Origin of the sequence: Micromonospora palythoicola, from assembly GCF_036689795.1 — a bacterium.
Taxonomy (GTDB): Bacteria; Actinomycetota; Actinomycetes; order Mycobacteriales; family Micromonosporaceae; genus Micromonospora; species Micromonospora palythoicola.
This window is the reverse complement of the sequence record NZ_JBAGKI010000030.1, coordinates 25,740-51,175: the sequence shown is the minus strand read 5'-3', so window position 1 is coordinate 51,175 and position 25,436 is coordinate 25,740. Positions and strand designations below refer to the sequence as shown.

Annotated in this window: 23 protein-coding genes; 13 read left to right on the top strand and 10 right to left on the bottom strand. The window is 66.2% G+C overall.

Features of this window, described 5'->3' with window-relative positions; translation table 11 throughout:
• The first annotated feature begins 237 nt into the window (after positions 1-237).
• The 5 genes from V5O40_RS15690 (at position 238) to V5O40_RS15670 (ending at position 4,809) form a co-directional block, all read left to right on the top strand.
• Entirely contained in the window at positions 238-930 is a 693-nt protein-coding gene (locus V5O40_RS15690) for a hypothetical protein (RefSeq protein WP_332906122.1), read from the top strand.
• The gene (locus V5O40_RS15685) at positions 927-2,120 is read left to right on the top strand and encodes a histidine decarboxylase (protein WP_332906121.1); all 1,194 of its coding nucleotides are present in this window, start codon (positions 927-929) and stop codon (positions 2,118-2,120) included. The genes V5O40_RS15690 and V5O40_RS15685 overlap by 4 nt, the downstream gene beginning before the upstream one ends.
• Before the next feature lie 31 nt (positions 2,121-2,151).
• Entirely contained in the window at positions 2,152-3,273 is a 1,122-nt protein-coding gene (locus V5O40_RS15680; protein ID WP_332906120.1) for a class II histone deacetylase, read from the top strand.
• A gap of 68 nt (positions 3,274-3,341) precedes the next feature.
• Positions 3,342-4,103, top strand: a complete 762-nt coding sequence (locus V5O40_RS15675) for a class I SAM-dependent methyltransferase (protein WP_332906119.1) — start codon at positions 3,342-3,344, stop codon at positions 4,101-4,103.
• A gap of 286 nt (positions 4,104-4,389) precedes the next feature.
• The gene (locus tag V5O40_RS15670) at positions 4,390-4,809 is read left to right on the top strand and encodes a hypothetical protein (RefSeq protein ID WP_332906118.1); all 420 of its coding nucleotides are present in this window, start codon (positions 4,390-4,392) and stop codon (positions 4,807-4,809) included.
• Here the strand turns inward: V5O40_RS15670 and V5O40_RS15665 are convergent.
• Positions 4,803-5,612, bottom strand: a complete 810-nt coding sequence (locus V5O40_RS15665) for a helix-turn-helix domain-containing protein (RefSeq protein ID WP_332906117.1) — start codon at positions 5,610-5,612, stop codon at positions 4,803-4,805. The genes V5O40_RS15670 and V5O40_RS15665 overlap by 7 nt on opposite strands.
• Positions 5,613-6,010: 398 nt before the next feature.
• Between V5O40_RS15665 and V5O40_RS15660 the strand changes: the two genes are divergently transcribed.
• The gene (locus V5O40_RS15660; RefSeq protein WP_332906116.1) at positions 6,011-6,226 is read left to right on the top strand and encodes a DUF397 domain-containing protein; all 216 of its coding nucleotides are present in this window, start codon (positions 6,011-6,013) and stop codon (positions 6,224-6,226) included.
• A gap of 565 nt (positions 6,227-6,791) precedes the next feature.
• Entirely contained in the window at positions 6,792-7,592 is an 801-nt protein-coding gene (locus tag V5O40_RS15655; RefSeq protein WP_332906115.1) for an 8-oxoguanine DNA glycosylase OGG fold protein, read from the top strand.
• Positions 7,593-7,902: 310 nt separating this feature from the next.
• On the opposite strand, the gene V5O40_RS15650 is transcribed toward V5O40_RS15655, so the two are convergent.
• From V5O40_RS15650 to V5O40_RS15630, 5 genes are all read right to left on the bottom strand, one after another.
• Positions 7,903-8,190 carry a hypothetical protein gene (locus V5O40_RS15650; RefSeq protein WP_332906114.1) on the bottom strand — a complete coding sequence of 96 codons (288 nt, stop codon included), beginning with the start codon at positions 8,188-8,190 and terminating at the stop codon, positions 7,903-7,905.
• 177 nt (positions 8,191-8,367) lie between these two features.
• Positions 8,368-8,595: a hypothetical protein gene (locus V5O40_RS15645; protein ID WP_332906113.1), complete on the bottom strand. Its 228-nt coding sequence runs from the start codon at positions 8,593-8,595 to the stop codon at positions 8,368-8,370.
• Positions 8,596-8,786: 191 nt separating this feature from the next.
• Positions 8,787-9,644 (bottom strand): hypothetical protein, encoded by an 858-nt coding sequence (locus tag V5O40_RS15640; RefSeq protein ID WP_332906112.1) that lies wholly within the window; start codon positions 9,642-9,644, stop codon positions 8,787-8,789.
• Between the two features lie 4 nt (positions 9,645-9,648).
• Positions 9,649-11,835, bottom strand: coding sequence for a hypothetical protein (locus V5O40_RS15635; protein ID WP_332906111.1), 2,187 nt, complete (start codon positions 11,833-11,835; stop codon positions 9,649-9,651).
• Positions 11,832-12,656, bottom strand: a complete 825-nt coding sequence (locus tag V5O40_RS15630) for a hypothetical protein (protein WP_332906110.1) — start codon at positions 12,654-12,656, stop codon at positions 11,832-11,834. Before V5O40_RS15630 ends, V5O40_RS15635 begins: the two co-directional genes overlap by 4 nt.
• A 181-nt stretch (positions 12,657-12,837) precedes the next feature.
• Here V5O40_RS15630 and V5O40_RS15625 point away from each other — a divergent pair, with 181 nt between their 5' ends.
• Positions 12,838-13,353, top strand: a complete 516-nt coding sequence (locus V5O40_RS15625) for a hypothetical protein (protein ID WP_332906109.1) — start codon at positions 12,838-12,840, stop codon at positions 13,351-13,353.
• 74 nt (positions 13,354-13,427) lie between these two features.
• Positions 13,428-14,111 (top strand): Crp/Fnr family transcriptional regulator, encoded by a 684-nt coding sequence (locus tag V5O40_RS15620; protein ID WP_332906108.1) that lies wholly within the window; start codon positions 13,428-13,430, stop codon positions 14,109-14,111.
• A 1,446-nt stretch (positions 14,112-15,557) separates the two neighbouring features.
• Here the strand turns inward: V5O40_RS15620 and V5O40_RS15615 are convergent.
• Positions 15,558-16,244: a hypothetical protein gene (locus tag V5O40_RS15615; protein WP_332906107.1), complete on the bottom strand. Its 687-nt coding sequence runs from the start codon at positions 16,242-16,244 to the stop codon at positions 15,558-15,560.
• 255 nt (positions 16,245-16,499) lie between these two features.
• On the opposite strand from V5O40_RS15615, the gene V5O40_RS15610 reads away from it, so the two are divergent.
• The 4 genes from V5O40_RS15610 (at position 16,500) to V5O40_RS15595 (ending at position 22,272) form a co-directional block, all read left to right on the top strand.
• Entirely contained in the window at positions 16,500-17,426 is a 927-nt protein-coding gene (locus tag V5O40_RS15610) for a hypothetical protein (protein WP_332906106.1), read from the top strand.
• Positions 17,427-17,977: 551 nt separating this feature from the next.
• The gene (locus V5O40_RS15605; RefSeq protein WP_332906105.1) at positions 17,978-20,056 is read left to right on the top strand and encodes a DUF4209 domain-containing protein; all 2,079 of its coding nucleotides are present in this window, start codon (positions 17,978-17,980) and stop codon (positions 20,054-20,056) included.
• Between the two features lie 96 nt (positions 20,057-20,152).
• Complete coding sequence (locus V5O40_RS15600; RefSeq protein WP_332906104.1) at positions 20,153-21,646, top strand: SEC-C domain-containing protein; 1,494 nt, start codon at positions 20,153-20,155, stop codon at positions 21,644-21,646.
• Positions 21,647-21,891: 245 nt separating this feature from the next.
• Positions 21,892-22,272 carry a hypothetical protein gene (locus V5O40_RS15595; protein WP_332906103.1) on the top strand — a complete coding sequence of 127 codons (381 nt, stop codon included), beginning with the start codon at positions 21,892-21,894 and terminating at the stop codon, positions 22,270-22,272.
• A 74-nt stretch (positions 22,273-22,346) separates the two neighbouring features.
• On the opposite strand, the gene V5O40_RS15590 is transcribed toward V5O40_RS15595, so the two are convergent.
• The 3 genes from V5O40_RS15590 to V5O40_RS15580 form a co-directional block, all read right to left on the bottom strand.
• The gene (locus tag V5O40_RS15590) at positions 22,347-23,207 is read right to left on the bottom strand and encodes a DUF4253 domain-containing protein (protein ID WP_332906102.1); all 861 of its coding nucleotides are present in this window, start codon (positions 23,205-23,207) and stop codon (positions 22,347-22,349) included.
• A gap of 228 nt (positions 23,208-23,435) precedes the next feature.
• Positions 23,436-24,992, bottom strand: coding sequence for an AlbA family DNA-binding domain-containing protein (locus tag V5O40_RS15585; RefSeq protein ID WP_332906101.1), 1,557 nt, complete (start codon positions 24,990-24,992; stop codon positions 23,436-23,438).
• 9 nt (positions 24,993-25,001) lie between these two features.
• Entirely contained in the window at positions 25,002-25,373 is a 372-nt protein-coding gene (locus V5O40_RS15580; RefSeq protein ID WP_332906100.1) for an ATP-binding protein, read from the bottom strand.
• Positions 25,374-25,436: the final 63 nt, after the last annotated feature.

The following is a 25,436-nucleotide window of genomic DNA, read 5'->3' as shown; positions in this document are numbered from 1 at the left end:
TACCGCCCACCGACCGGCTACGGACCTGCGTCCGGCTACGGTCCGCCGCCCGCGCCGGGCTACGCCACGCCGTCCCACTACGGATCTGCCTCCGCTTACCCGAGCGCGTCAGAGCCTGCGCCCACGCCACCGGCGTCCCCACCCCCATCTGGTGGGCCGTCCGCACCGGCCGGGCAGCCCGGCAACGAGGCCGCGGGACGGGACGAGCGGTGGTGGGCGGATCTACGGCAGCAGGTGGTGTACCGGTGCACACGTCTCAACGCCGGGCACCTGCACGCCGCCGACGAGCGGTACGGCACCCGCGAGGCCCTCGGCCCGCACGCGGTGATGCTGTTCTTCACCTCCGACGCCCCGGCGGAGCCGCAGGGTTTCCGGCTGCACACCGCCGTCCGGCTGTTCCTGTCCGCACCCGAGTCGCAGCATCTCCCGGCGCTGCTGACCGACCTGGCCGGCATCGCCCGGACCAACATCGCCTCTGCGGCGGCCGCCGGTCAGCCGTGGCATCCCCTGGGGCCGCAACGGTCGATGGTCAACGGCGGCGACATGACCCTCCCACCCGACGCGACCTACGCCGGGGTGGGGGTGAGCACGCTGGACTCCGCCGACGGCTCCTGGCATCAGCTCGCCCACGCCCTGCGCAGCCCGTCCGGCACCGCCTACAGCAGGTCGGCCTTCGACCTCAAGGGCCAGTGCTACGTGCTGCTGACCGACGACACCGCCATCAAGGTCGACCGCGACCCCCACGCCCGCCGCACCGGCGACGGCGTGCGCTCCAGCAAACCCCTCGACCCCACCTGGAACCCGCTCTGGCACAACCCGAACGCCACCCTCACCGACCAGGGCGACTCCGCGATCCGCGAGGTGTGGCGGCGTCTCGCCGCCCTGCACGACATCCTCCGGGCGCACCTGGGCGGGGAGCCGGCAGCGTGACCCTCGATCTGGCCGCCGCCGCGGACCTCACCCGCGACGACATCGACGTCAACGCCGTACTCGACCACCTCATCCACACCGCCGATGCCGCCGCGGCGACGAGCATCGGCTACCCCGGCGCGGTCGACCTCGACCACACCCCGGTCATCACCCGCCTCGCCGCCCGGCTGTGGAACAACATCGGCGACCCCGCCACCACCGGCGGGGTGGCGCACACACGGGTGCTGGAACAAGCCGTGATCACCTGGGTCGCCGACCTGCTCGGCATGCCCGTCGACGACCGGTGGGGCTACGTCACCACCGGCGGCACCGAAGGCAACCTGTCCGCCCTGCACGCCGCCTACCGCAGGTGGCCGACCGCCCGCATCTACTACTCCACCGCCGCCCACTACTCCATCCCCAAGATCGTGAACATGCTCGGCGCCTCCACCGTCGTCGTGCGGGCGCACCCGGACGGGGACATGGACTACGACGACCTCGCCGCGCAGATCCGCAAACGCCGGCGCTGGCCCGCGATCGTGGTCGCCACGGCCGGCACCACCATGACCGAAGCCGTCGACGACACCACCCGTGTTCACGCGATCCTCACCGACTACAGCATGACCGGGCACCTGCACGTCGACGCCGCCCTGTCCGGCATCCCCCTCGCCCTCGACGGACAGCTCCGCCTCGACGACGCCAGCGGCATCAGCAGCATCGCCATCAGCGGACACAAGTTCTTCGGCGTGCCCACCCCCTGCGGGGTCGTCCTCATCCGCGACAGCGCCCGCACACCGGCCCGCCAGCAGATCGCCTACACCGCCAGCGTCGACACCACCATCACCGGCTCCCGCTGCGGCCTGGCCGCCGCCCTGCTGTGGCACGCCATCGCCGCACACGGCCGCGAAGGCCACCGCTGGCGGGCCAGCCACGCCCGCAGCATCGCCGCATACGCCGTCGAGCAGATCCGCGCGACCGGCTGGACAGCCCGCCGCTGGCCCCACGCCTTCACCGTCGTCCTACCCACCCCACCCGAGCCGGTACGCGCCAAATGGCTGCTGGCCACCGACGGGCCCCTGAGCCACCTCATCTGCATGCCCGGCATCACCCGCGGCCAGATCGACGCCCTCGCCGCCGACCTGGCCGCCGCCATCCAGGCACCGATCCCCCACCCCCGCACACCACACCCCACGTTCACCACCGCGCCCTGAACCTGGCACCCGTTCACGGAGGCGACACCCCATGCCCACCGGCTACGTCTTCCACCCGCACTACCTGTGGCACGACACCGGCACCAGCGACGGCCTCCTGCCCCCAGATCCGTCCGCGGGCATCCCACCCGGCGCCCACGTCGGTAACGCCGACACCACACGCCGCATCCACGACCTGATCCACGCCAGCGGTCTGCTCCGCGACCTCGTCGCCATCGAGCCCCGCGAGGCCACCATGACCGAACTCCTGCGCGTGCACACCAGCGACCACGTACAGCACATCAAAGACCAGAGCGACCAGCGCGGGGGAGGAGACGCCGGCGACGGCTACTCCCCGGTGGGCCGGGGCAGCTACCGCATCGCCCGACTCGCCGCCGGCGGCCTGACCGAACTCGTCACCCGCGTCGCCGAAGGCGAGGTCACCAACGGCTACGCCCTGACCCGGCCGCCGGGCCACCACGCCACCGCCGACCACGCAATGGGCTTCTGCCTGTTCAACACCATCGCCGTCGCCGCCCGCCACGCCCAGGCACAACTCGGTCTGCCCCGCATCGCGATCGTCGATGTCGACGTCCACCACGGCAACGGCACGCAAGCCATCTTCTACGCCGACCCGACCGTCCTCACCATCTCCATACACCAAGCGAATTGCTTCCCACCCAACTCCGGCCACGTCCGCGAGAACGGCGCCGGCCCGGGGGCCGGGTACGCCCTCAACGTGCCGCTACCGGCCGGCACCGGCCACGCCGGCTACCTCCACGCCATGCACCAGGTCGTCCTGCCCGCCCTCGACCGCTTCGCCCCCGACCTGATCCTGCTCGCGGCCGGATTCGACGCCAACGTCTTCGACCCCCTCGCCCGACAGATGCTCACCGCCGACACCTACCGACAGATGACCCGCCTCCTCGTCGACGCCGCGGGGCGGCTCTGCGACGGCCGCCTCGTCGCCGCACACGAAGGCGGATACAACCCCTGGTACGTGCCGCACTGCGCCCTCGCCTTCCTCGAAGAACTCGCCGGCACCACCACCCACCTGCCCGACCCGTACGCCGCCGTCGTCGCCGGCTACGCCGCCGAACCCCTCCTGCCCCACCAACGCGACGCGATCGAAGCCGCCGCGCAGCTCGTCGACCGCGTCAAATCCGCCACCTGACCCACGGCCAGGCGCGGCCGGCACCTATGCCGCCGACGTCACCCACATCCAGCCTTGAAGAGGAACCGATGACGATCACGTCGCTGTCCGCCAGTCCTGGGCCCGTGCATCTGTTGCTCGACCCGGTCATCCGCACGGACCTGGATCGGATCGACATCCGATCCCACCAGTCGGTGTTGGAGATCGGGTCCAGCCCCGGTGAGATCACCGCCCGGCTGGCGCAGCTCGTCGGCCGTTTCGGGTCGGTCACCGCCGTCGACCACGACACAAGCCGCCTCACCCCGACCAGCGTCATCGACGTCCAGCAGCGCGACCTCGACCGGGACCTCCTGCCCGGCACGACGGACAGTTATGACCACATCGTCGCCCGCTGGCCGTACGGCCCCCTCCGCGACCCGGTCGACGTGCTCGAGCAGATGATCGCCCGGCTACGGCCCGACGGCTGGCTGCTCCTGGCCGACATCACTGCCACCCCACCGCGGATCCACCGGACACCCGCAGATGAGGACACGAGCCTGATCGACCGCATGCTGCACCAGATCCACCGCGCACTCACCGGCCACGACGAAACGCCAACGTGGACCAGCGACATCGAGACCCTGCTTGTGGACCACGGGATGGTGCAGCACTGCGTGCATATCACCACCGAGACCTGGACCGGTAACGGACCCGGATGCCGCCTTCTCGCCGACATGGCCGCACACCGTCGCTCCACCCTGACCGGCGTCACCTCCGCCGACATCGACCGGTTCACCGCGCTCATGAGCGACCCCCGTGTGGTCCTGGCCTCCTACGAGCGGCGAGTCATCCACGCCCGCACGGGCAACTGAACGCGGACTCTCCGAGGCGACCCGCTCTCGCGGCCCGCCGCCTCCAGAGCACTCCTCGACCGCCGTGGATTGCTTTTCTGGCCACCAACCGTTACCGCGATGCGACCGGTCCGGCGCGGCCGGGCCCTGAGGAGCGCGGGGTGGCCGACACGACACGCCATCCCGCGTGGCGCGCAACCGGAGACACCTTCGTCGGCTAACCTGCCATAAGCAACTTGCCTTAGGCGGATCGGAATTTGCGTTCTGCAAGTCTGAGGGTGACCGCGAGGGTAGACGGAGGTTCTCGATGATGGTGACCGGTGGCGATGTGACGACGGACCCGGTGTCCGACGTCGACGTGTCGTCCATGCGGCTATCGGTGGCGGTGACGCCGCCGACGACCCCGATGGCCGGCCCGCTGCGGGCGGCACTGACGGTCCGGAGTGAAGTCATGAGCCGGGCTGTGCTGGCCGCGGTGGCGTTGTCTGCGGGAGCGGCCGTGGGTGACATGGGGATGGCAGTCCTGGCAGGTGTGCTGCTGATCGCGTTGGCCTACCCGACCGGACGTGAGTCGGTGAAGGTCGTCCTGCAGCCTGTGTACGGCCGGTGGCACCTCGACGACTTCGACGGAGGCGGGAGGGAACCGAGGGCGGTCAGGCGTGAGGCGGATGTGATCCCTGTGCCCAAGCCCCGTCATGCGCGGGGCGGTGACCAAGATGGTCAGTGATGCCGGTCGAGGATCTTCCGAGCAGTGTCGGAGTCGCCGGGAACGGCCTGTCCGTACAACGCGCGGAACGAGGCCTTGTAGCCGTCCACCATGTCGGCGTCCTCGACGAGGGCCACGTCGTCGGGCTGGTTGTCGAGGTAGACCACGTCGGGATCAAGGTCGGAGTCGAACTCGTGAAAGGAAAACGGACCGACGAAGCCGGTTTCGGCGGCGGTGTTCTGCTCGAGGATGACCAGATCGAGGTCAGGTAGCAGATCCACGATCTTTCTGATCTGATTTCGCATCACGTCTGGGCGGTGGACGGGCTTGAGCGCGCGCTCATCCAACACGACACGCACCCTGCACCGCCGACCGGCCGCAAACACCCGAGCCTGCCGAGCCATACGGAGCCGCACCCTCGCCTCGGCAGCCTGACTGTCATTGCGGTAATGCGGACCGGCGGTGACCACCAACCGTGCGTAATCCTCAGTCTGCAGAAGTCCAGGGATCAGGAAAGGATGGTACTGGCTGATCTGTGTGGCATCGTCCTCATAGCCCAGAAAGTCCATGTAGGAGGCCGACACGTACTCCCGGTACTCCGCCGCCCAGTGACGTCGGCGCGCCAACCGCGCCAAGTCGATCATCTGGGCGACCTCGTCAGGGTCGCTGACGCCGTAGAGGGACAGCAGCACCCGGAGGTCGTTGACCGAGATGCTCACCGTGCCGCTCTCGATGCGTACGACCTTGGACAGCGACCATTCCATCTGGCTGCGGACGTCCTCAAGCGAGTAATTGCGACGAAGCCTCATGCTGCGCAGCGCCATACGCAGGCGTCTGCGATTAGTCGTCGGCCCCTGCCCGCCCGTCCTCACGTCCACGCCTTTCCGCCGATAATTGCAACAGGCAAAAGGAACGCGGAAACTTGCCTGTAGCAGTTTGCTTTCGCCTGTCCGGCTATGGCTAGTGGCAATAAGCTAGCAGACCATCCCATCCAGCCCCGCGCGGGCCAATGGACCATGACATTCGTAGCCGAACCCGGCACTGCCCTGCTACTTTGCTTACAAAGAGCAATCGCCTGCAAGACGCAACGTGAGGGTGGTTGCTCGACTGGCGGGCATCCTCCACGCCGACGAGCTACGAAAACGACAGATGATTTCGTCCGATTCGCACAACCACCCATAACTACGACCCCCAGCACGAGTCAGAAAATTCAGGAGGAAGAATGGAGAAGAACGAGTACTCGGTGCCCTTGTGGACACGACGCAGCTCCAAGTGCGCCAACGACCACTGCGTCACCGTCTCGCGCCATGATCGCGGTGTCGACATCTTCGACTCCACCGACCCCGGCGCCTCACTGTCATTTCCCGACAGCACATGGAGGGCCTTCCTCCTCACTTTCGCGAACCCGCGATCTTCGCGAGATTCAGAGCCGACGTGACTCACTTGATCGGCGTTCCCAAGCCCAGTTCTGTGTCAGCCCTAGGACTGTCGGTTAGTTGACACCGCTGGCAGGGCGTCTCTCTGGGGCGCCCTGCTTCATTCGGTCTCTCCTTCACGTACCAACAGCAATACGTACGCGAGCCCACCGTTGCCCGGTCGCGATGGTCCCACCAACAGGACTTCTTGCCGCTAGACACTACGAAAGGCCGGCCCTGCGATGTGGGCACGACACGGCGGAGCAGCACCGGAACGCCGACCGTGGAACTTCCACCGACGCCGCCGAGCAGCCTTCCGGCCAGCGAGCACCTCTCACGCGATACATGTCGTCCGGCCATCGTCGACGACGCCCGACTCGGAGTAGCCAATCTGCGAAGAAGAGGAGATGGCCCGCATCAAATAGATCTCCGGAGGGCATCTGACGGGAACCCAATCCAGGCAAAATGCATTTCTCACGTACAACCCCGCCCACCCTTCGCGGAAGAGGGCGACCACGACCTTGATGCGACTGCTCCGCCGCCTGAGAGCGATGTGACTCGACAAGCGCTCCAATCGTGTCCTGTCGTATGACCGCAGCCATCGGTGCAGGTGAGGACAATGTCCGCCGTGACAGAGTTCGAGTGGAGAGCGGCTCTCGCCGAGTTCGTGTGCAGCCGGGCAGCCGGGCAGCCGGTGAGGCACCTGACGAGATCACTGCCTTGGCGATTACGGAACGAATCATCGAGTCGTTCCCCGAACCCACACCTGCGCACGCCGTGCGATGGAAGCTCGCCGCCTGGCGGCGCCAACCAGTGGACCCGGCCGTCGCCGACGCTGTCGAGCGGGTCGCGCGTGTCCTCGTTCACACCGACATAAGCGCCACCATCAGTCGTCAGCAGGTGGGCTCCCACGCCGGACGTCCGCTCGATCTCTTCGTGGCAACGATGGCATGGGGATTCGGCGAGCAGGCGTACGGATGGCACCGCACGCGCCGGATCCTGGACCGGGACGGACAACAGCGCCTACCCGCGCTCGTGGACTCGCTCCGCGGGAACGCGGACCGCCCGGCGCAGACGTGGCACATGCTGATGGGCCCGCAGGGTCTACGCGGACTGGGCCCTGCCTTCGGCACAAAGCTTGCCTACTTTGCCAGCTACAACAACGAGCGCGGCGATGGTCCGTTGATCGCGGACCGGTGGACAGCGTGGGCGTTCTGGGCCTTCGCGGGAACGTGGGACATCCGATCGTCGCCGCACACCTATGCCGAGTACGTGCACCACTGCCACGCATGGGCGGCCCGGCTACACCGCCGGCCAGACGACGTGGAGCGGGCGTTTTTCCTCGCCGGCCCATACATCCGACAGGTCTGGCGCCAAGCGATGCAGTAAGCCTCCAAGCTGACAGTGCCCCGCCGCCGGGTTGAGCATGATGCCCCTTCCGGCCCTGAGCGACCTCTCCGTCAGGACCGGACCCAGCCTGGTACCTGCTGACGCGCGCCCGGCGCCGGCATCAGTGAGGCACGCAGCGACCCGGGCGATGAGTAACCCCCAGGCCGATCCCACAGATCCCTAAATCCGCTCCGGCTCGCCGGGCGGCTACCTCGAGAGCTACGAGCTCCGCCTCATCGAATACCGCCTCCGTCCACGTCACCAACGTAGCCTTCCGGCGGGTACCGCTTCGCGGCCTCCGCGAGGGGATTTACACTGTCCAGACCGGCGAGAATCCTCTTCCCGTCGTGCTTTTACCGACAGCTGCCGCTACCTGATATCGATGTTCGATCACGGCCTGACGCACCTTGTCGATGTCATCGGCATTCCCAGCCGGCTGCTGCCACCGGCGCTTCACCTCAACGAGCAGCCGGTTGTTCTCGCTACCCCGCAGACCTCGTCGGTGGACGACAAGGTCCGGCTGCATACGCGTTTTCCTGGCCGTGTCCCGAACCTTCATGGCCCCATCGGTGCCTTGTCGGCCGTACTCGGCGTCCACGTGCCACATCGGATCCGCGTGCGACACAAGGTGATGGGCGAGGCGAGCGGTGAGCACTCGCTCGCCGACTCGGTGACGAAGCAGGGCCCAGTCGTGCACGTACAAGTCGCCGAGAGCCCGCCTCAGCCACATAAGGGTTACTTGCTCCGCGTCGAGGAGTTCGTCGGATCCCATCGGCTATGCCTCGTCGATTCCCTGGTACGAGTACACCTGGACGTCATCCCAGCGGTCGCTTTGGGCGTACAGATGCCCCACCACCGGCGCTGCGGACTCGGATGAACCGACGTACATGCCAGCGTGCGGCATCCGCACCACCGCCGGGAGGATGCCCGCTGCGGTCGTCTCCACCAGCATCAATCGTCCGTCGACCGGTCCGCCGAGGAACCAGGCTTCCACCGCCGCCACACCAAGATGATGCCCGTCGGCATCCGCGCCGGCCATCGTCCGCCCGGGCCGCCGTCGCCGAGATCAGCGGGCGGCCGGTCGGGTCGACGTAACTCGCCCGACCTCGCATCGGGCCGACGGGCTTCCAACCACCTCCCGTGCGCATCGGCTCCGAGCCGGCACCCCTCGCTGCGGCAGCGGTCACGTAGATGTCACCCCGATGATGAGCCATTCATGCGTGAAGTCGGCGTTTCTGCGGATCTTGGTGAGTGTGCGTTCAGCCGCTCGGCGAGAATGTCGAATGAGGCGGCACGCTCGTAGGCGTCGCCGTTGCGTAGCTGCTCTCCGAGGAGATCTTCCAATCGTTGGGCGGTGGCGTTCTGCTCGGCGATGAGGTCCCGTACGACGGCGGCGAGATTTTCATTGACCATCTTTGCCGCGCCGCCGGCAACAGGGTTGTCGACCATCTTCTCGAGGATTTCTAGCCATTGCCGGCTCAGGCGATCGACGTACTGCGCGCGTTTAGTGTCCACGTCGTACTCGCAGTCGAGTTTGATCAACTGCTCCCAGTAAGGCTTGACTGCCTTCTTTACCCCGTCTTCGAGTTCCACCCAGACGTACGGCTGGCAGGTCACCCGCACTCCGTTTCGCTCGTACCGCCATGCCCCGCTGTTGGCGAGGTCTCTCTGCAGTTCTACCTCAAGTTCTCTCGCTCGGTGCGCGACGATGTTGCGGGCTCGGGCGGTGGCGAGACGTGTCAGCGCGCGGATGGCGTACGGCATGAAGTATTGTGCGGATCCGCTGAGGGCCTCCCGTGGTATCCCTTCAGAGGACCAGACGAACGTTGCATGGACGTGGAAGGTGAACACGTAGCCGCGCGCGGGCACGATGATCGGTGTCTGAGCGTCTCGCCGCTCGGTCAGTCGGCCCGGTGGTGGTGGCGGTGGTGGTGTGGGGATGGGCTCCGGCCCGCGTAGCGCCGCGGCGAGGCGGTGCCAGAGCGTCAGCAGCCACGATCCGAACCGGCGCCAGGCACCGGGAGAGTCTGTCGTGTTGACGGTATCTGTCATGTCGTCACTTCCTCATCGCAGCGTCGAGCCACTCCGGTAGCCCGTTCTCGAACTGCGCCATCCGGACGAGGTGGAATGTCATCCGCCGACGCAGGGGTGGTAGGGCGGCCAGGTCGGTAACCAACGCGGCGGTCGCCTTACGCACGGTCTCGTCGGCGTCAGCCTTGGTCAGCCAATGTTCGAATGTGATCCACGCTCTTCGGGACAGGCTGGCTGTCAGCAGGGCCACCTGCCAGAGGCGTACGAGATCGCCGCTGTCGACCTCATGCGCTGCGGCTCTCACCAAGAGCTCAGGGACGCCGGTTGGGGAGTTGTCGACCGGTATCGTGGCCAGACTCAGCAGCGCGCCGCCGGCATGCAGCTGTAGCTGTGGGTCCTCCGACCACTGTGAGAGATCGAAGATGATTTGGGCCGCCCTGTGTGGGGCGTAGAGCTGGTACACGCCCTCGGCAACGGTGTACATGTGTTGCTGCATCGGGTCTTGGGCGATGCGGCGTAGGTCGGACAGGCTCCAACTGAGGTCCGGTTGTTGCAGCCCACTGGCGTACACCCGAGCGGCTGCATCTCTCTGAAAGTTCCGATGTCCGCCAGCCCACTCCCGAATCTGCCGACGGACAAGATGGCCCACCTGACCACCCATGTCTGCCGCGACCATGGCCCAGGCCGCAGCCTGCCGGAGCCGAGGTCTAGGAGAAGCTGCCCAGTCGTCTATGAGGTCGGCGCAGACGCGCGCGAAATCGTGGTGCGCTAGCAGACCGGCCGCCTCGGCGGCGGCTTGCTGCATCGGCTCCTCATCTTCCGATACCAGGCTGTTCAGCCACTTGAGCAGGGCTGGCCGGGTGCTGTCGAACTCATGCCATGCCTCATCGATGATGACGCCGCGCATAGCGCCGTCGTGCAGCCAGGCCGATCGTGACGACCCGCCCCGTAACCGCGTGGCTTCGCGGCCCTCCTGCCAGTCCACCTTGAGCGGTCCGAGCAACTCCGACACCGGGTACTGCAGTGCCAGCCGACCCCAGTCGAGCCGCTTAGCCTGCCCGTCGATTTCCTCGAGCAGGATGGCGGCCGCTTCGAAAACGTAATGTAGTGGCTGCCGGGCGAAGACGGCGTACGCGATCCGGAAGGTCCGCTCGTGCTGATCGGCTCGGCGGGGTCGCCGGCTCGCTGTGGCACCGCCGGCGTCCGAGTCCAGAATCTCCGCAGCGCGAGCCCTGCGCCGCGGCTGCGAGCTCTGGATGATCTCGGCCAGCGTGCCCTCGTCGGCCGGATGACCTTGTCCGACGGCCTCGGCGATCGGCACCACCTCGCGAGGTCCGTAGGAACTCTCGAGGGCTTGGACGAGACCGCTGTGGCGGAGATACCCGCGGATGAGCTCGGCGCTCTCCTCGGCAGTCAACGTCAGCCTGTCGCGTAGGTGATGGCCAAGATGAGCGCGGAACACAGCCAGTGACTCGGGGCGTTGGTGCTGCACCTCGGCGCTGTGCCGAACACCCGCACGCGAGTCGTCATGCCTGATCAGCAGCAGGCTAGCCGACCGTCGTCGAAAGAGATCTGCCAGCAGGCGCATCACGTGGCTGTGCCTGTTTCCAGGCAGCCGAAGCACGTACCCGTGATCCTCCTCGATGCTGTCGTCCGCTCGACTCAGCACTTCCGGCGCGACATCTCCCGGAAGCAGGATCTCGTGCACCCGATCCGGGCCGTGGCGACGAGCCAGCGCCACGCAGGCAGTGCTGAAACGCCCGGTGTGCGGCCTGCCTGCCAGACATGCCGTAGACCGGTGGTCGAGCTTGTCCCCGAGTTCTCCGTCTGCGGCCGTCTCGGCGTAGACCGCGAGCAGGTCGGGTACTCCCACCAGGTTCCTGATGACGGGTTTTGCCATCGGTTCACCGGCGTTGTTCACGACGTGAATCGTGTTGTTGTCGCCGAGAGCGTTTACTCCGTGGGCATTGATCCGCGAGTAGGCGGCTGAGAGCTGCGTGCCGTACAGCTCCTCACCTACCTGCGGGTCCATCCGCAAGGAGCCCGGGGTGATGTGCTCCTGCGGATCGATGCCCGGCTCTGGTGCGGCTTCATCCTCTTGACCGACCGGCTGTTCTACTCGCAGTTTCAACTGCGTCGCGTCGTCGAGTCCACCCTCCCCGGAGGATGTACTGGGCGGCGAGGAATCTTCATCCGGACTCGCGTCGGTCATCGAGGCGACCCCCACGCGTCGAGGTCCTCCGGGCGACCTGACACGGAGATCGAATTACCGTTGCCGAACGCACCAATTCCCCTCGATCGGATGTCCTGGAACACCTGCCCGCTCCCAGTCGGCTGGGGGCGAGGCCCGGGCCCCTTACGATCGATCCTTTCCGGATCGCTGCCGTCGTCCGGATGATCTCGGATTAAGCCCGGAGGGGCAGGAATCGCATCAGGTGCGGGAATGCTCTCGCCCGGAACATAGATCCAGGCGACAGCTTCGAAGTTCTTCTCAGGCAGCCGCGCCGTCACCTGACGGAAGTGCTCAGGCCGAAGATCCTGGTACTGACGGACGATGTCGTGGTAGAGCCGATCCGACACGATCAACACGACCGCGGCGCCCGGAAACTGCCGTAACGCGGCCTTAAGTTGGGGCGAGTCAACCAGTCGGCAGACTGTCACGACGGCCTCGCTCGGGTAACCGTTCGCCCCGTCGAGATGAACCGGACCTTCGTGCACACCCACGCGAAGACGGATACGTGCCTCACTACTGAGTCCACGGTTGTGCTCACGCAACAGCCGATCGAGGACCGGCGTCAGACGCGTGACGACCGCCCGCTCGCTGGTCCCCGGCGGGAGGATGGCCAGTTCACCGTCACCGCCTTGTTGAATCACCCAGGCGGTGCGATCAAAGCCCAACTCCTCGCATGCCGTCGTCATGACCTCCTGGAAGGCCAGCTGCGCTCGGTGCTGCAAGACGTTGTCCCGACCGCTGTAGGACTCCATGTCCACGGCGACCAGGACACGCCGGTCCGGGTCCGTTACGTAAGCCATGCTTCCGATTCCTCACTAGGGCGATGAGTCGTTCGAGGCTTATCTCTACCGGCCGGCCGTTTCGGAGACTCCATACAAATACAGGAACTGCCTCCACAGTCGAGTCAACGACAACCAGTACTTCTACCCCTCACCTCACCCCGGTCGAGAGTTGACTCAAACCATGAGACGAAGCCGGACGATGAGCAGCATCGACGACGACACGCTGCGTGATCTCCATGTCGGCCTTGCCACGGCGACCTCACTGCAAGCCTCGATCAGGCACGCAGACGCGAAGGCGTTGGGGCTGCTGACGGCCGAGGGTGCTGTGGCCGCAACCGTTGCAGAACAGGTCCTGCCTACGACGCTGCACAGCATCCCGATCGTTGTCAGCTTCGCGGTGCTCCTCACGGCCGCCATGGTGATAGCCATGACAGTGGCTACCTGTCAGCTCGCGCTGTCGCTTCGGCCCCGCTTGACAGGTGCTGGCGGTGCGAACCGATTCGGGTTTCCGGATCTCGTCGAGTTTGGCAAGCGGCCATCGATCGCCACGGCACGACGGCACAGAGACGAGGCGTGGGACCTCGTAGTGACACTCGCTCGCATCGCGATGATGAAGCATCTGCGGATCCGGCGGTGCATGCCCTGGTTCCTGATGTCGCTGGGCTTCGCCGGTGGCTTGGCGGTCCTTGAAGCTGTAGCGGGTGCAGCTACCTGATCACTACTGCGAAGTGTAGCGATCTTGAAGCCGAACGTGAAGGATGATCTCTAGATAGGGGAAGTGAGGTGCACATGGAGGAGGCGCACTGGCCACCCGCGACACTGCTTGGCCGACTCCAGCCATCGACCCGGCAGCTGCTGTTGTCGGTAGGAGTTCAGCGCTCGGTGAAAGAGGCCCAAGTGCTCCTCCGTGAGGGTGCACTGGAGTCCCACGTGATCCTGCTCGACGACGCGCTCGTCAAGGTCACAGTTTCGCTGTCGGACGGCCGAGACGCCCTACTGGCGATCCGCGTTTCCGGCGACATCGTTGGAGAGATCTCCGCACTAAATGGCACCCCCAGGACGGCGACGGTCACTGCCTGCCGTCCGTCGACCATCCGCATCGTTCACCGGAACGCATTCCGATCCTTCCTCCGCGATAACCCTGAAGCCGCTCTGGAGGTTGCTGGGATCGTGGCAGACCGCCTTCGTTGGGCAAACCGGCGCCGAATCGACTTCACCTCCTATCCAGTGCGAGTGCGTCTAGCGCGAGTGTTGTGGGAACTGGCAGTCGCTTACGGGCAACGAGACCCTCGTGGCGTGATTATCGACATTCGCCTAACCCAAAACGAGCTCGCAACCCTTTGTGGTGCTGCGGAGATCAGCCTTCAAAAGGCACTGGGAGGACTCCGCGCGGACGGTATCGTCGCCACAGGCTACCGCGAGATTATCGTAAGAGATGGCGAAGCGCTGCGCTCAGTCGCCGGTCTTGAATAGCTAACTGTACAGCTCGATCTGCGCCGCCGACGCACCGCGACCGACAAGACCGAATTCCTCACCGGTAGCGGCTTGATCAGGCTGACCGCGAACGAGATCGGCCGCCTGAACAACGCCTGCATCATCCGCCCGATCAGCCACCCCACTCATTGTTCGAGCTGGTCAGGCTGACGATGCCGACATCAAGCCCGAGCCCGACGCTCCCATCACACGCCGACTCAACCTCGAACTACTACAGTTTGCCGGCGATCCGGTCCCGGCGGCCGTGCTCGTCGGCGGCGCCGCCACCGGCACCGCAATCGCGCTGTTCCGCCGGATCGTCGGTCCGCGGTAGAACCGGCTATTACGTCCCGATGGACAGTGGTGCGGCGGCTATCGATCCGGCCCGATATCCGCCGCTGGCGCTGCGTCGGCCAGTCCGATCCGCAACGCCGGTCGCCAAATCGCCGTGCCCGCCGGCCAACCGGAACTAAAGCCCAGGCGATCCGGCCGGTACGCCGGACTGGACACGTTATCGAGGTCCAGGCTCGTCAGGCTGAATAGGAGGGAGTAGGTGTATGCGTCTGAAGGCCTCGCTGCCTAAACCCTGATCGCGGAATCAGCTTTGGGCTGGCTTCTCCTTGATGGGCCGGCCGACCCACGCCAGATGACGTTGGGCCACCAGGGCGCCTTCGCGACAGCGGCCTCTGAGAATACCTACCCGTGTTCTTCCCTCTACGACTTGTAATCCCGCCGCTGGGTGTCCCAGAAGGGACTGATCTATTAGTATCGGCCAGCGCTTCCAGGTGCCATGAGTTTCCCAGCAGAGGGAGACGCCGATGTGGACCCCATGCTGGCGGGCCCTGATCCAGTGGCCGGGGTTCTGTGCGTACTCGTCGATGCAGTCGCCATCAGAGCGTCCTGTCGGCATCTCGATGAATTTCGCCGTTGGGATGGCCTCAACGTTCCAAGTTATCCGCAATAGGTCAACATCGCCGTAGTCCTCGAGGAATGCACCATAACCTGAATGGTCGTACAGCCATTGCTCTAGCACATCGTCTGGCCACTGAAGTCGGAGAACGCGGGCGTGCTCTCGGAAGGCTCCGAACCCGGAACCCCTTTCGCGGCAACGCTCTGCTATCGGAGTGAAGTCGGCTAGGCGCATGGCTCTCTCATTATGGATGGCGGAAGCTCGTCCTTCAATCCGCCGGCCCGACGATCCGATGCGCGCTAGAACGAGGGCAACTAGGACCAGGTCGGGTCGGCGAATCTGCTGCTGATCGAGCGGTCGGCGGCTGAGCCTGCCACTACGTAGCGACTCTAGCTTCAGGGGCCATCTGCGTAAACGCAACCACATGGGCCTGTCGCGGCCGAGCCGTACGGCAAGCCGCACCGCTGTGGGAACGATGGCGCGATGTGACAAACGGCCCCGTCCTCCAGCGGAGGCGGAGCCGTTTGCACGTGTTGTCAGTCCTCTAGCGGGCCGGGCGACGCGAATGCGACGCAGGATGCCGGCTTGCCGGTGACGAGCAGGTCAACCTCAGCAATGGCCTTGCCCGAGGGCGGGATCAGCTCAGGGTAGGTGAAGGACCCTCCGATGATCTTCTTTGCGGTGTCGTAGCAGACGACGTCTACTTTGGGGCTTTTGAGCGGCTCAGTCTGGGGGTTGGTCACCTCGACCTTGGCGCTGAATCCGTCGCCGTACTCCGACTTTACGACGGTGACACGGCCAGTCTTGATCTCTGGGAAAGGTTCGGGGGAAAAGGCCCCGTTGTCCTCGATGAGCAGCGTCACCTCGACCTTGGCCGCCTTTTTGCCCTTGGGTAGCTCCGCCTGCGTCTGAACCGGAAAGTTCTGTCCGACGCGCGAGAAGTGCTCGACCTGCGATTCGCTCACGAGCAAGTCGTCGTTGGCGTCCTTGACGTTGAACTGGACCGTTACGGTCTGCCCGACCTTGTCGGAGGTGTTCTCAACGATGGCAATGAGCGACACGTAGGTGTCGCTCTGACCGAAGCCGGTCTCGAGCAGCGAGCCGCCAGGCTTCTCCTCGGTCTCGGTTGCGGTGCCGCTACCAACCTCCGTCGAGGTGGCCTGTTCAACCTTGTCACCCTCGCCGCAGGCAGCGAGAGCGAGAGCGAGTGCAGAGCATGCCACGAGAGCGCTGATGCGCGTGGTAAACAAACTTATCCCCGTTCAGAGATTTCAAGGTTCGAAGACGATAGCGCAGCCAACTGGCAAGATGGCCACCCATCCGGGTCACGGTGCCGCAGAAACAGGTTCAGCTAGGACACCATTCGTCGAGCCAGGCCCACCGATCGGAGCCGGGCGCCTGAGGAGCCCCGCGGTGATCGGCGGGCTCGCCGAAGCAGGCGACGGACGCGGCTTGGCTTCAGGTCTATGCTCCGGACCATGGGTCAGGAACGGCGACGGATTACGGTGACCGCCGAAGTGATCGTCGAGGTCACCGATGAGGCGGCCCTCGAACGGGCAGTCCTCGAGCAGGTATCCGCCGCCCAGTTCCATGTGGAGCCGGGCCAGAGCCTCGTGGACGTCCGCGCCGAAGCACGCCAAGACGTCACGGGCGATCCCGCCGGCGCGATCGCCTGGATCGCCAACCCTGAAGACACGATTCCCGACACCCCAGGGGTCATGGTTGTCGCGTCGAGTCACACCGTGAGCGAGGCAGGTGGCGAGCCGGCGGTCGACAGGCCGGACTTCGCTGAACTCTTCCGGCTATGCGTGTGCGGCGGGGACGATTGCAACGCCTGTTCAGGCTTCCAACTGACGCCGAGGACGGCGGCGGTGCTATGGACGGTCACCCAGGTGCTCGCCGACGACGCCTACGGCGACGTCACCGAACACGGCGACGCCCCGATCGTCGACGAGAACGAATGGTCGCTCTTCGCCGACTACCCCCGCATCACCTGGCGGCAGGACGCCGTCTGGCGTCGGCAGGCCGCACGGGCCTTCGACGACCTCACCGCAGACCTCGAAGCTGGCAACTGGCCCCAGCCGACCTGCCCCGGAGAAGAAATGGCCTTCCACCTGATGATGCGCGCCGCCCGTGCCGCGCAGGAGGACGGCTGGGGTTTCGAGGCCGACGAGTTGGCCCAGCTGCCGGAACATCCGAACGACTACGACTGGGACATGACAAGCGAGGTGCTGCTGCAGGACACCGACATCCTCCGCCTGTTCGACCTGCACCTCGACGGGGTGGAGGACCCCGACAGCGACTACAACCGGTTCATGGGAATGGGCGACTACCGGCCCGGAGCGTGGTTCCGGCCCTTCCAAAACGCATCGCCACGAGACGGCCGTCGGCCCTTCCGCCGCTGAGGATCGCTCGTTCTGACGTGAGACGGCAGCCCCCGTATCGTTTAGAGCGGAGTCGCCTAGTTACCGGCTGGCCCGCCGACTCTGTCGGCTTGCTGGCGCTTGCCCGCTCCGCCAAGCGAGCATCGCGGCTAGTTCGCGCAGGATCACTGGTCGGTCGGCTGGACAGGTGCCGCGCAGAGAGACCAAGGCGATCACCAAGAAGGCTCCGACGGGCGCGACGACCGCGGCAAGCAGGAGGAGCGCGGGAACGAGAGCAGGCACGACTATCCCCAATTCGGGTTAGTCCGTGGTGCTCATCTCACGGGGGCGGCGAAGCACGCTCGAGCTGATGAGCGCGACTATAGCAAGCGCTGGGCATGCCGTTCGGAAGGCCGGGTGGTAGGGGTGCGACGTGGATAGGGCGCACTCGATCAATCGTGGGCCCATGGAGGCCTGCGTGAGCGCGTAGATGTCCAGGTAATACTGGCTTCTGCAGCCGAGGCTCAACCCGCAGGAACGGCTGAGGCGAATTGTCTTTGACGGGCTCTCTTGCATTCCGGGATCATGTTCTGGTGACTGCGGTAAGCGATCCGGCGAACGAGGAAGACGTCGAAGAGTTGACCGGCTCGGCGGACGGCGGTGAGTTGAACACTGCCGACGGCGATGCTTCACCCTCAGACGCGGATGCTCCCGACAGTGAGCCAGTGCTTCGCCCGCCCACCGAGGACGATCTGGCCCACCTCGTTGATCTTGCCTTCGCCACGGCGACGGCTTGGACAAGGCTGCCGGACCGGTTTTACACGCTCGCCCGTGGAACCGGCATCGACCCTGACTCGGCCCCGACGCAACCCGTCCTTCGTGCGCTGGGATTCTTCCTTACCGAGGAAACCAAGGCCGGGCGCCGATTGGTGGAACTGCGGTGGAAGACCGGTTTCCACACGGAAGCGTTGCCACCACCCCGTCTCCGCTCTGTAGCTGACGCCGAAGCGGAGGCGTGGGAGAGGCTTGCTGGCAAGGTCACGCATCCGGCTGCTCGGGCCAGGCTTTTGGACATGTTGGTGTTGCGCGGTGGGACGGGCACACCTGACCGCGCCGCTGCGGCGGTTGCTGCGTACCTGGACCATGCGATGGCACCGTCGACCGTGATCCGACGGTCTGGCGATGACGACGTTGAGGCGAGGTGGCTCGACCGCGGGTTGACGCTCTCCTTGGGCCGCGCCCTGTCGCTTACGCGTATCGCGGCTGCTGCCGCCACCGGACCGGCGATCACCAAGCGGGCGGTGGCCGTGGCGCTGAACTTTGCAGGTGCCCGAGTACGCTCGAAGCGACCACAGGTCGGTTCAGCCCTGTCGACACTGGCACTTCTTGCAGCAAACCGTGGCCTTCTTGATCCGGCGGAGACCGCGCAACTGTTGTCCCTGATTGAGGAAGAGGCTGCCCACCACGCCGATCTTGACCATGTCGTGGATCAGCTCATGGATCTGCTCATCCTCGTTGACCCCTCCCGTCGCGAGGCTGCACACAGGCTGCGGGTGAAGACGCGGCTCGACCTTGCCGTGGGGCGGGAACCCATGGTGGCCATGGGGTTCCTAGAGGAGGCGGCGCGACTCGCGCGGACCTTCCACCTGGACGACCTGCGGGATGAAGCCGTGCGAGAGATGCAACGCGTGGCAAGGTTCGACCATGGCCTGCGAAGCATTTCTACCCAGATAACCATCCCGGGTCCGATCATTGACGCCGAAGTTCGGCGTGCCAGCGACGGTGCCGACTGGCGCGAGTCCATGTCGAACTGGCTCGCGACGCCGGCGCCATCTGGCGATCTAGCCTCCAACGAGCGAACATCCCGCCACATCGCTTCGCTTAGCGTCGTTCGCCGGTTGGCCTCCGTTGTGCTGATCGGTGCCGACAACATGCCCCGATGGCGTCCAGAAACCGAGGAGGACAGGGACGCCTACGAATTGTCGCGCACAGAGATGATGCGCATGACGCTGTCCGGCGAACTGCTCTCGGCCGCGCTAGACCGCATCGTCGGACTGCATGGCGTGCCGCCCGTCACCGAACTCGCCATGTTTCTGGCCGGGAACGGAACAGGCAACGTCGCCTTGGCGACCGCTCTGGCCCGCAGCTTTCATCGCTACTGGTCAGGGGACTACGAGGGCAGCCTGCACACAGCGTCCGTCCGGGTCGAGGCCGGGGCGCGCGCATTGGTGTTGCTGCTCGACGAGCCGGCGTACACCGTGGCCCGGACCAATGCCCAAGGCAAGTACGTCGGGCTTGACCAGCTGCTCGATATCTTGGCTCGCCGCGACTTCGACCCAGACTGGGACCGGTTCATCCGAACGCTTCTCCTCGGGCCGACGGGCCAGAACCTGCGCCATGACGTCGCCCACGGCTTCATTCTCAACGAGCCCAGCCCGTCCACGGCGGCCCTTGCGCTGCGGGCATGTTCGCTGTTCGTCCACCTGCTGTGGCAGCCGTCGACGTTGCTCGACATCCGCAGCGACCCGACGATGCCGAGACCTGCGTGGACGATCATGGACGCTGTCCGCAGCACAATCGGCACGGCGGTCCGGTCGCCGCGACTTGTCCCGGCACTATTGCGGTCCGAAGCCGCCGCCGTCCGAGCCGCACTTCAACGAGGGCGGCGATAGGCGGGCCGCGGTGCAGGAGGCGCAGCGACGCCCAAGAATGTTCGGTTAACCCGGGGAACTTGACCGCAGATGCCACACTGAACCGCGATGGATCCGTTGGCGAACTTCGGCCGCAACGACCGGTGCTGGTGCGGTGAACCGCGCAAATACAAGGCCTGCCACGGACGGCACCACCCACCGTCCACACCAGGTCAGCTGATCGGCCACCCTGACGACGAAGACCGCGTCTGGCTGTCACCGACCATCGTCATGGCCCGCAACGCCCTGCGCCAACCGAGCACTGGCGTCCCCTTCGTCCTGCCGATCGGTCGACCCCAGACCCGCCCGATCGACGTCGATCCGGCCGTCCAGGCCCTCCTCGACGTGCCCAGGCTCAGCACACAACCGTTGCCGGTCCTCGGCAAACACCGCTTCGAGGTCTTCGACCACACCGAACACGACCGCGCCGCCCTCACCGACGGTGCCGCCGGTATCGCCGTCGCCGTTGCTCGAGCCCTGACCGACCTCAACCTTCAGCCCGACCACCGGCCGACCATCCTGTGGAACGACGAGGTCGACGCCGGCCGCCTCCTCGGCCAGACGCTCCTGTTCGCCGATCATGTCTGCGTCCCCGACCGCGTCTTCGCCGCCCTCATCGCCGGCCGAGACGACGACGCGATCCACGACGCCATCGCCGAACAGCGCCGCCTTCGCCCGCTCATCGAAGCCGGCGTCATCGTCCCCGTCCCCGAAGCACTCGGCATCGCCGCGCGGGTCGACGCCGCCAACGCGATGACCCAACGCGACCTGCAACGCCGCGACCTCACCGACTGGATTCGCAGCCAACTCATCGTCGAAGGTCCGACTGCCCGCGAGACCATGTTCATCACCGCGATCGACGACCTCGGCGCACCGCAGATGTGGCTCTACTCCCGGCGTACGGTCTTCGACGAAGACCGCGACGGCAGAAGCACCTTTACATCCCGCATCCTCGGTACGTACGACCCCGCCCACGACTACGAACCGTGGAAGCAACAGAACCTCGATAAGGCCGTCGGCTGGCACCTACGGCGCGCCAACGAACGACTCATCACCGGCGAGGTCTTCACCGCCGACTACCTCACCACCTCACCGTTCCAGGCTCGGCTCCTCGCCCGGAAAGGCGCACTACCCGACCAGCCGATCCACGCCGCCGTCTGGGCCGACATCCCCATCCTGCCCACCGCCGACCCCGCCACCCTCGCACGCGCTGCCGCCGAAGAAGAAGCCGTCGAAGACCTCCGCCAGAAGGTCCGAAACGCCCTCCGCGGCGCCCGCGACCTCGGCACCGGCGCCGACGCCCTCACTGCCCTCGGTGAAGACCTCGCCCACGCCAGCCGGCAACTCCAACGCACCGTCCGCACCGAACGCCGCTGGAAAGTCATTACCCCCGCCATCACAGGACTCGGAGCCATCGCGCTCGGCGCCGCCGGCGGCCTCCCCGCCATCGCCTCCGGCGCGCTCGGCGCCGCCGGCGGCCTCGTCCCATACTTCGCCGACAGAGCGGGCCGCCGACGCAACGCCGCCTACCTGTTCTACCTGGCCAACCGAACCCGCCGCCCTAAGCGGTGATAGCCACGCACCAATCGGCGTCCGCGCCCCACGCGATACAGAGATTTTGCACATACCGGCGACAACACCGACTGAATCAAGTCGAACGTGATCTCCGGCGCTCAGGTCTGAAGAAGCTCGACGGCGCGTCCCGATCAAGCAACTCGGCTCACCAATGCTGGCGGCCAGCGAACGCGGGGCCGTCCGACCTGGCCGAAAGCACGGGAGCGTGACGAGCAATCACCGCTCTGCTCATCGTCGCCGGCGTGTTCATCCTCTTCATTCCCGCTGGTGACGAGGGTCGAGTACTCGTGCCGATCAGCAAAGGCCATGGACTATCCGCCGTAGACGGGGTCGGCGCGGCACTGCTGGCGGTGGGCGGCACCTGGCTGGAAGTGCTCGTGGTACGGCGCCTGCCGTACCTCGCCCTGCCCCCGCGGGCCTTGTTCGGACTCGGCCTGCTGGCCGGCCTCGGCATGGGGCTCCTGATCGCCTCGGTCTTTCGGGATTCTTCTGGTGGTGGGCTGTCGGCGCCACCGCACTTGGCGTTGCCGTCCTGGTCCTCGTGCCCCTCACGGCGGTCCGTTGAGATCGCTGACCGTCCGCTTCCGCTTTTAGCCGATGAGGGGGCGGCTCGGCCGAGCTAGGGCCACGACCTCAAGGAGCGGCTCGGTCCGCAGGCGAGGGTCGAGCTCGGCGGGTCACGGTTTGATCGCGTTTGTCAGGGCCGGTTGTGTACGAACCACGCGTCACCGGCGGGCAAGGCGACGGCGACCTCCCACCGGCTCAGGTCGAGGTTCGGGGCGAGCGCCTTGAGCTGACCGGCCGCGGTCCACGCCTCGTCACCCGGCGCCGGGCGACGACCCACCTGGAACTGCAGCATGGTGCCCCAGGACGCGACCAGGCGGGCGTCCCACCGGTGACGCCACTGCGCCAACACCTCGGCGAGCGTCCACTGGTCCTCCCGGGTGAGCGCACCGAAGAAGTCCACCCAGTACCCCGAGCTGCGGACGTCGCTGGTGGGCAGCAACATGAGCAGGGTGCTGTTAGGCGTGTACCAGTAGTCGGTCTGGGTCACGAAGCGCACGCTGCCAAGCACGCGGGCGTACAGGTCGGCGTCGGCGAGCAGCCGATCGTACAGCGCCCGCTCCAGCGCCGGGCGCGGAGTCGGCAGCGCCACATCCGACACCAGGGCCGTCAGGTCCACGTCGACGCCGGCCATGCCACGCGCGTAGTACTCGACCTCGCCCTCGTCGACCTCGTCGTCCTCCCTGTAGTGGCGGTAGACCTGCCAGGGTTCGGAAGACTCGGCCGCCTCGGCGAACGCGCGCAGCTCCGACTCCGACGGACCCGCCTCGGGCTCGGGCCGGATCCTCAGCCTGTCGTCGAAGTCGTCCGTGACCATGACGGGCCGGCGTCCGGTGACCGGCACCAGTGCGTCGGCAGCCTGCCAGAACTCGTGCAGGCGATTGGGGTCGATGTCGCCGACGAGGACAGTGCCCGACGGGCCGTGCCCGATCGGCAGGCCGGCCAGTGGCGTTTCGACGAACGCCGCTTTGATCTGGTCGAGGTCCTTTCGCACGGTGAAAGTGTCTCCGATCATCGACGCGACGCGACGCGACGCGGCGTGGAGGTGGGTCCGGGTGCACCTCAGGATCCGGCGAGCAACGCATGCAGCATCGCCCGGGTCTGGTCGAGAGGTTCCTCGCCGTGACCGGATAACTGTCACCGCCCTGATGCCACCCGCAGACCCACCTTGTGCGTCACCCGCGCCTTCGCGTGGTCAGGCCCGTTCGCCCGCGGGGTGCTATTAGCCAGTCAGGTTCGCGTCTACGAACTGACGGACGGGAAGGCTGTATCCCTCCCAGCCGTCGTAGCGGAATCCGACTTGCCGGGCCGTACCGTCGATCTGGCGAAGCGCCTCCGCAAGCTGCCGGTCATCGCCGGGGTACACCTGTTGGCGTAGCGCTTGGTCGGCGATCAGCCGCTCGGCGATCGGCCGCGTTCGAGAACCGTAGAACTTGGCGAAGTGGGGGTAGTAGACCCCGCCCGGCCCATCGTTGTTCGTTGCCGCCAGCGCTACGACGCATGCCAGGAAGTCGAACTGGTTCAGGCTGGTCAAGATCCGCTCATCGTCCGCTTCGAGATCCGGCCGCAACTCCGCCAAGCGCCGGATGGTGTCCCGAGCGCAACTGATCATGGAGACCTCGGTATCGACACCACCGCTCGATGGGACGATCCCGGCCCGATTCGCCATGGTCGTGGCGTGCCGAAGCCAACTCGCGTACATATGGTGCATGCCGACCGGCTTTCGGGATGCCAGATCCCGCACAGCGGCCCAGGCTTCGCGCCGGACGGCCAAGGCGCCGAGCGCCTCGACCCGTTCGATGATTTTCAGCCAGAGTGCCGCCGCTCGCTGCGGCGGCTCGTTAATGATCTCTGCTTTACCTTCGAAGGCCATGTCGTAGATGGCGACCAACGAATCCGTGGTTCGGTGCAACCACGCCTGTCGGTCCAGGTTTAGGAACGTTGCGGCCAGTCGGGTCACTTGGTCTAGCAGATCGTCCACCGCCTGCTCATCGCCGGCCCGATAGAGGGACCTGGCCTCTGGTGCAACCTTGTGGAGCAGCCGGCGCAGCGGGATGTCGTCCCCGGCCCGCAGCAGCTCGACGGTCGCCTCGACCAGCACTTCAGATTCGAGGGCCAGATTGAACTCGACCGCAGGCCCGCTGCTCACCCGCTGACCAGCCATGCCGGCCCTCAGTTCATCGGCGAGCCGCCGGTACTCGCTCGCGTGATCATCCAACCACCGCTCTCGCGCCCGCCGCACACGCTGCTCAATGACCAACTCCAAGCCCTGCTGATTGAGGCGCTTGCTCTCCGTCCCAGAGCGGAAGAACACCTCACCTTCCCGGAAGACCACCTTGGACTCAGACTTCCCTGGCGGTTGATACTGCCCGTCGGCGCGGAAGAACGCGCACCCAGCCGGGTTCGCGGCCACATGCACCAGGACCACCTTTCCGCCGGGCAGGTCATGGTCCTGACAGCAGATCTGCAAGCTGTCCGGCAGGTACTTCAGCAGCTTCGGGCGCAACCGTGCCTCGTCGAACAAGCTGGCCTGCGCGTCGGTCACCGCGCCGGTGGGCCGTCCACGCTTGTCTACCCCGATGACAAGGAAACCGCCGCGCACCGACATCGCGCCGACGTCCTTGGCCAGCTCGACAAGGTCGCGCGTCAACGAGGGGTCGCATTCGGACTTGAAGTCCAGCGTCGGATACTCCGTGCCCCACGCCAGCAGCTCGCGCAGTTTCTCGGTGTTGACCACAGGTTCGACGACAACCGGATCTTGAGATACCGATGAATCCACTCAGAGAGGCTAGCCGCGGCCGGCGGAGGCCAGCGAGCCAGTTCCCTGCTGCCGTCGTAGCGCTGGCGTGAACGGCGGACCGGCATATGGCGTCAGCTCCACCCACACCTGTATGCCGCCGTGGTGGTCGCGCACGCCCCACCCTGCCGACAGAGCCTCGATGATGGTCAGCCCGCGTCCCCCACTGCCGTCCGGGGTGTGTTGGCGGGGCACGACGGCTGAGCCGTCGGCCACGGACAGCAGGACCCGCCCGTCGTGGGCTTCGGCGGCGAGGGACGGACAGGCGCCGCCGTGGCGCACCGCGTTTGCGGCCAATCCGCTGACGATCAGCGCCGCTTGCTCCAGCCAGAGCTCGTCGCGGAATCCCAAGCCGACCAGCACAGCGATAACCGTTCAGCGCGCCGTAGCGGGCGCATGAATGCCAAGGGGGAGGTCAAGCTGGGC

Coding starts and splice junctions, on each gene's coding strand:
- V5O40_RS15655 (WP_332906115.1), top strand. CDS start 6,792: ATGACCGCAGCCATCGGTGCAGGTGAGGACAATGTCCGCCGTGACAGA.
- V5O40_RS15680 (WP_332906120.1), top strand. CDS start 2,152: ATGCCCACCGGCTACGTCTTCCACCCGCACTACCTGTGGCACGACACC.
- V5O40_RS15620 (WP_332906108.1), top strand. CDS start 13,428: ATGGAGGAGGCGCACTGGCCACCCGCGACACTGCTTGGCCGACTCCAG.
- V5O40_RS15610 (WP_332906106.1), top strand. CDS start 16,500: ATGGGTCAGGAACGGCGACGGATTACGGTGACCGCCGAAGTGATCGTC.
- V5O40_RS15675 (WP_332906119.1), top strand. CDS start 3,342: ATGACGATCACGTCGCTGTCCGCCAGTCCTGGGCCCGTGCATCTGTTG.
- V5O40_RS15630 (WP_332906110.1), bottom strand. CDS start 12,656: ATGGCTTACGTAACGGACCCGGACCGGCGTGTCCTGGTCGCCGTGGAC.
- V5O40_RS15635 (WP_332906111.1), bottom strand. CDS start 11,835: ATGACCGACGCGAGTCCGGATGAAGATTCCTCGCCGCCCAGTACATCC.
- V5O40_RS15670 (WP_332906118.1), top strand. CDS start 4,390: ATGATGGTGACCGGTGGCGATGTGACGACGGACCCGGTGTCCGACGTC.
- V5O40_RS15640 (WP_332906112.1), bottom strand. CDS start 9,644: ATGACAGATACCGTCAACACGACAGACTCTCCCGGTGCCTGGCGCCGG.
- V5O40_RS15665 (WP_332906117.1), bottom strand. CDS start 5,612: ATGGCGCTGCGCAGCATGAGGCTTCGTCGCAATTACTCGCTTGAGGAC.
- V5O40_RS15625 (WP_332906109.1), top strand. CDS start 12,838: ATGAGCAGCATCGACGACGACACGCTGCGTGATCTCCATGTCGGCCTT.
- V5O40_RS15660 (WP_332906116.1), top strand. CDS start 6,011: ATGGAGAAGAACGAGTACTCGGTGCCCTTGTGGACACGACGCAGCTCC.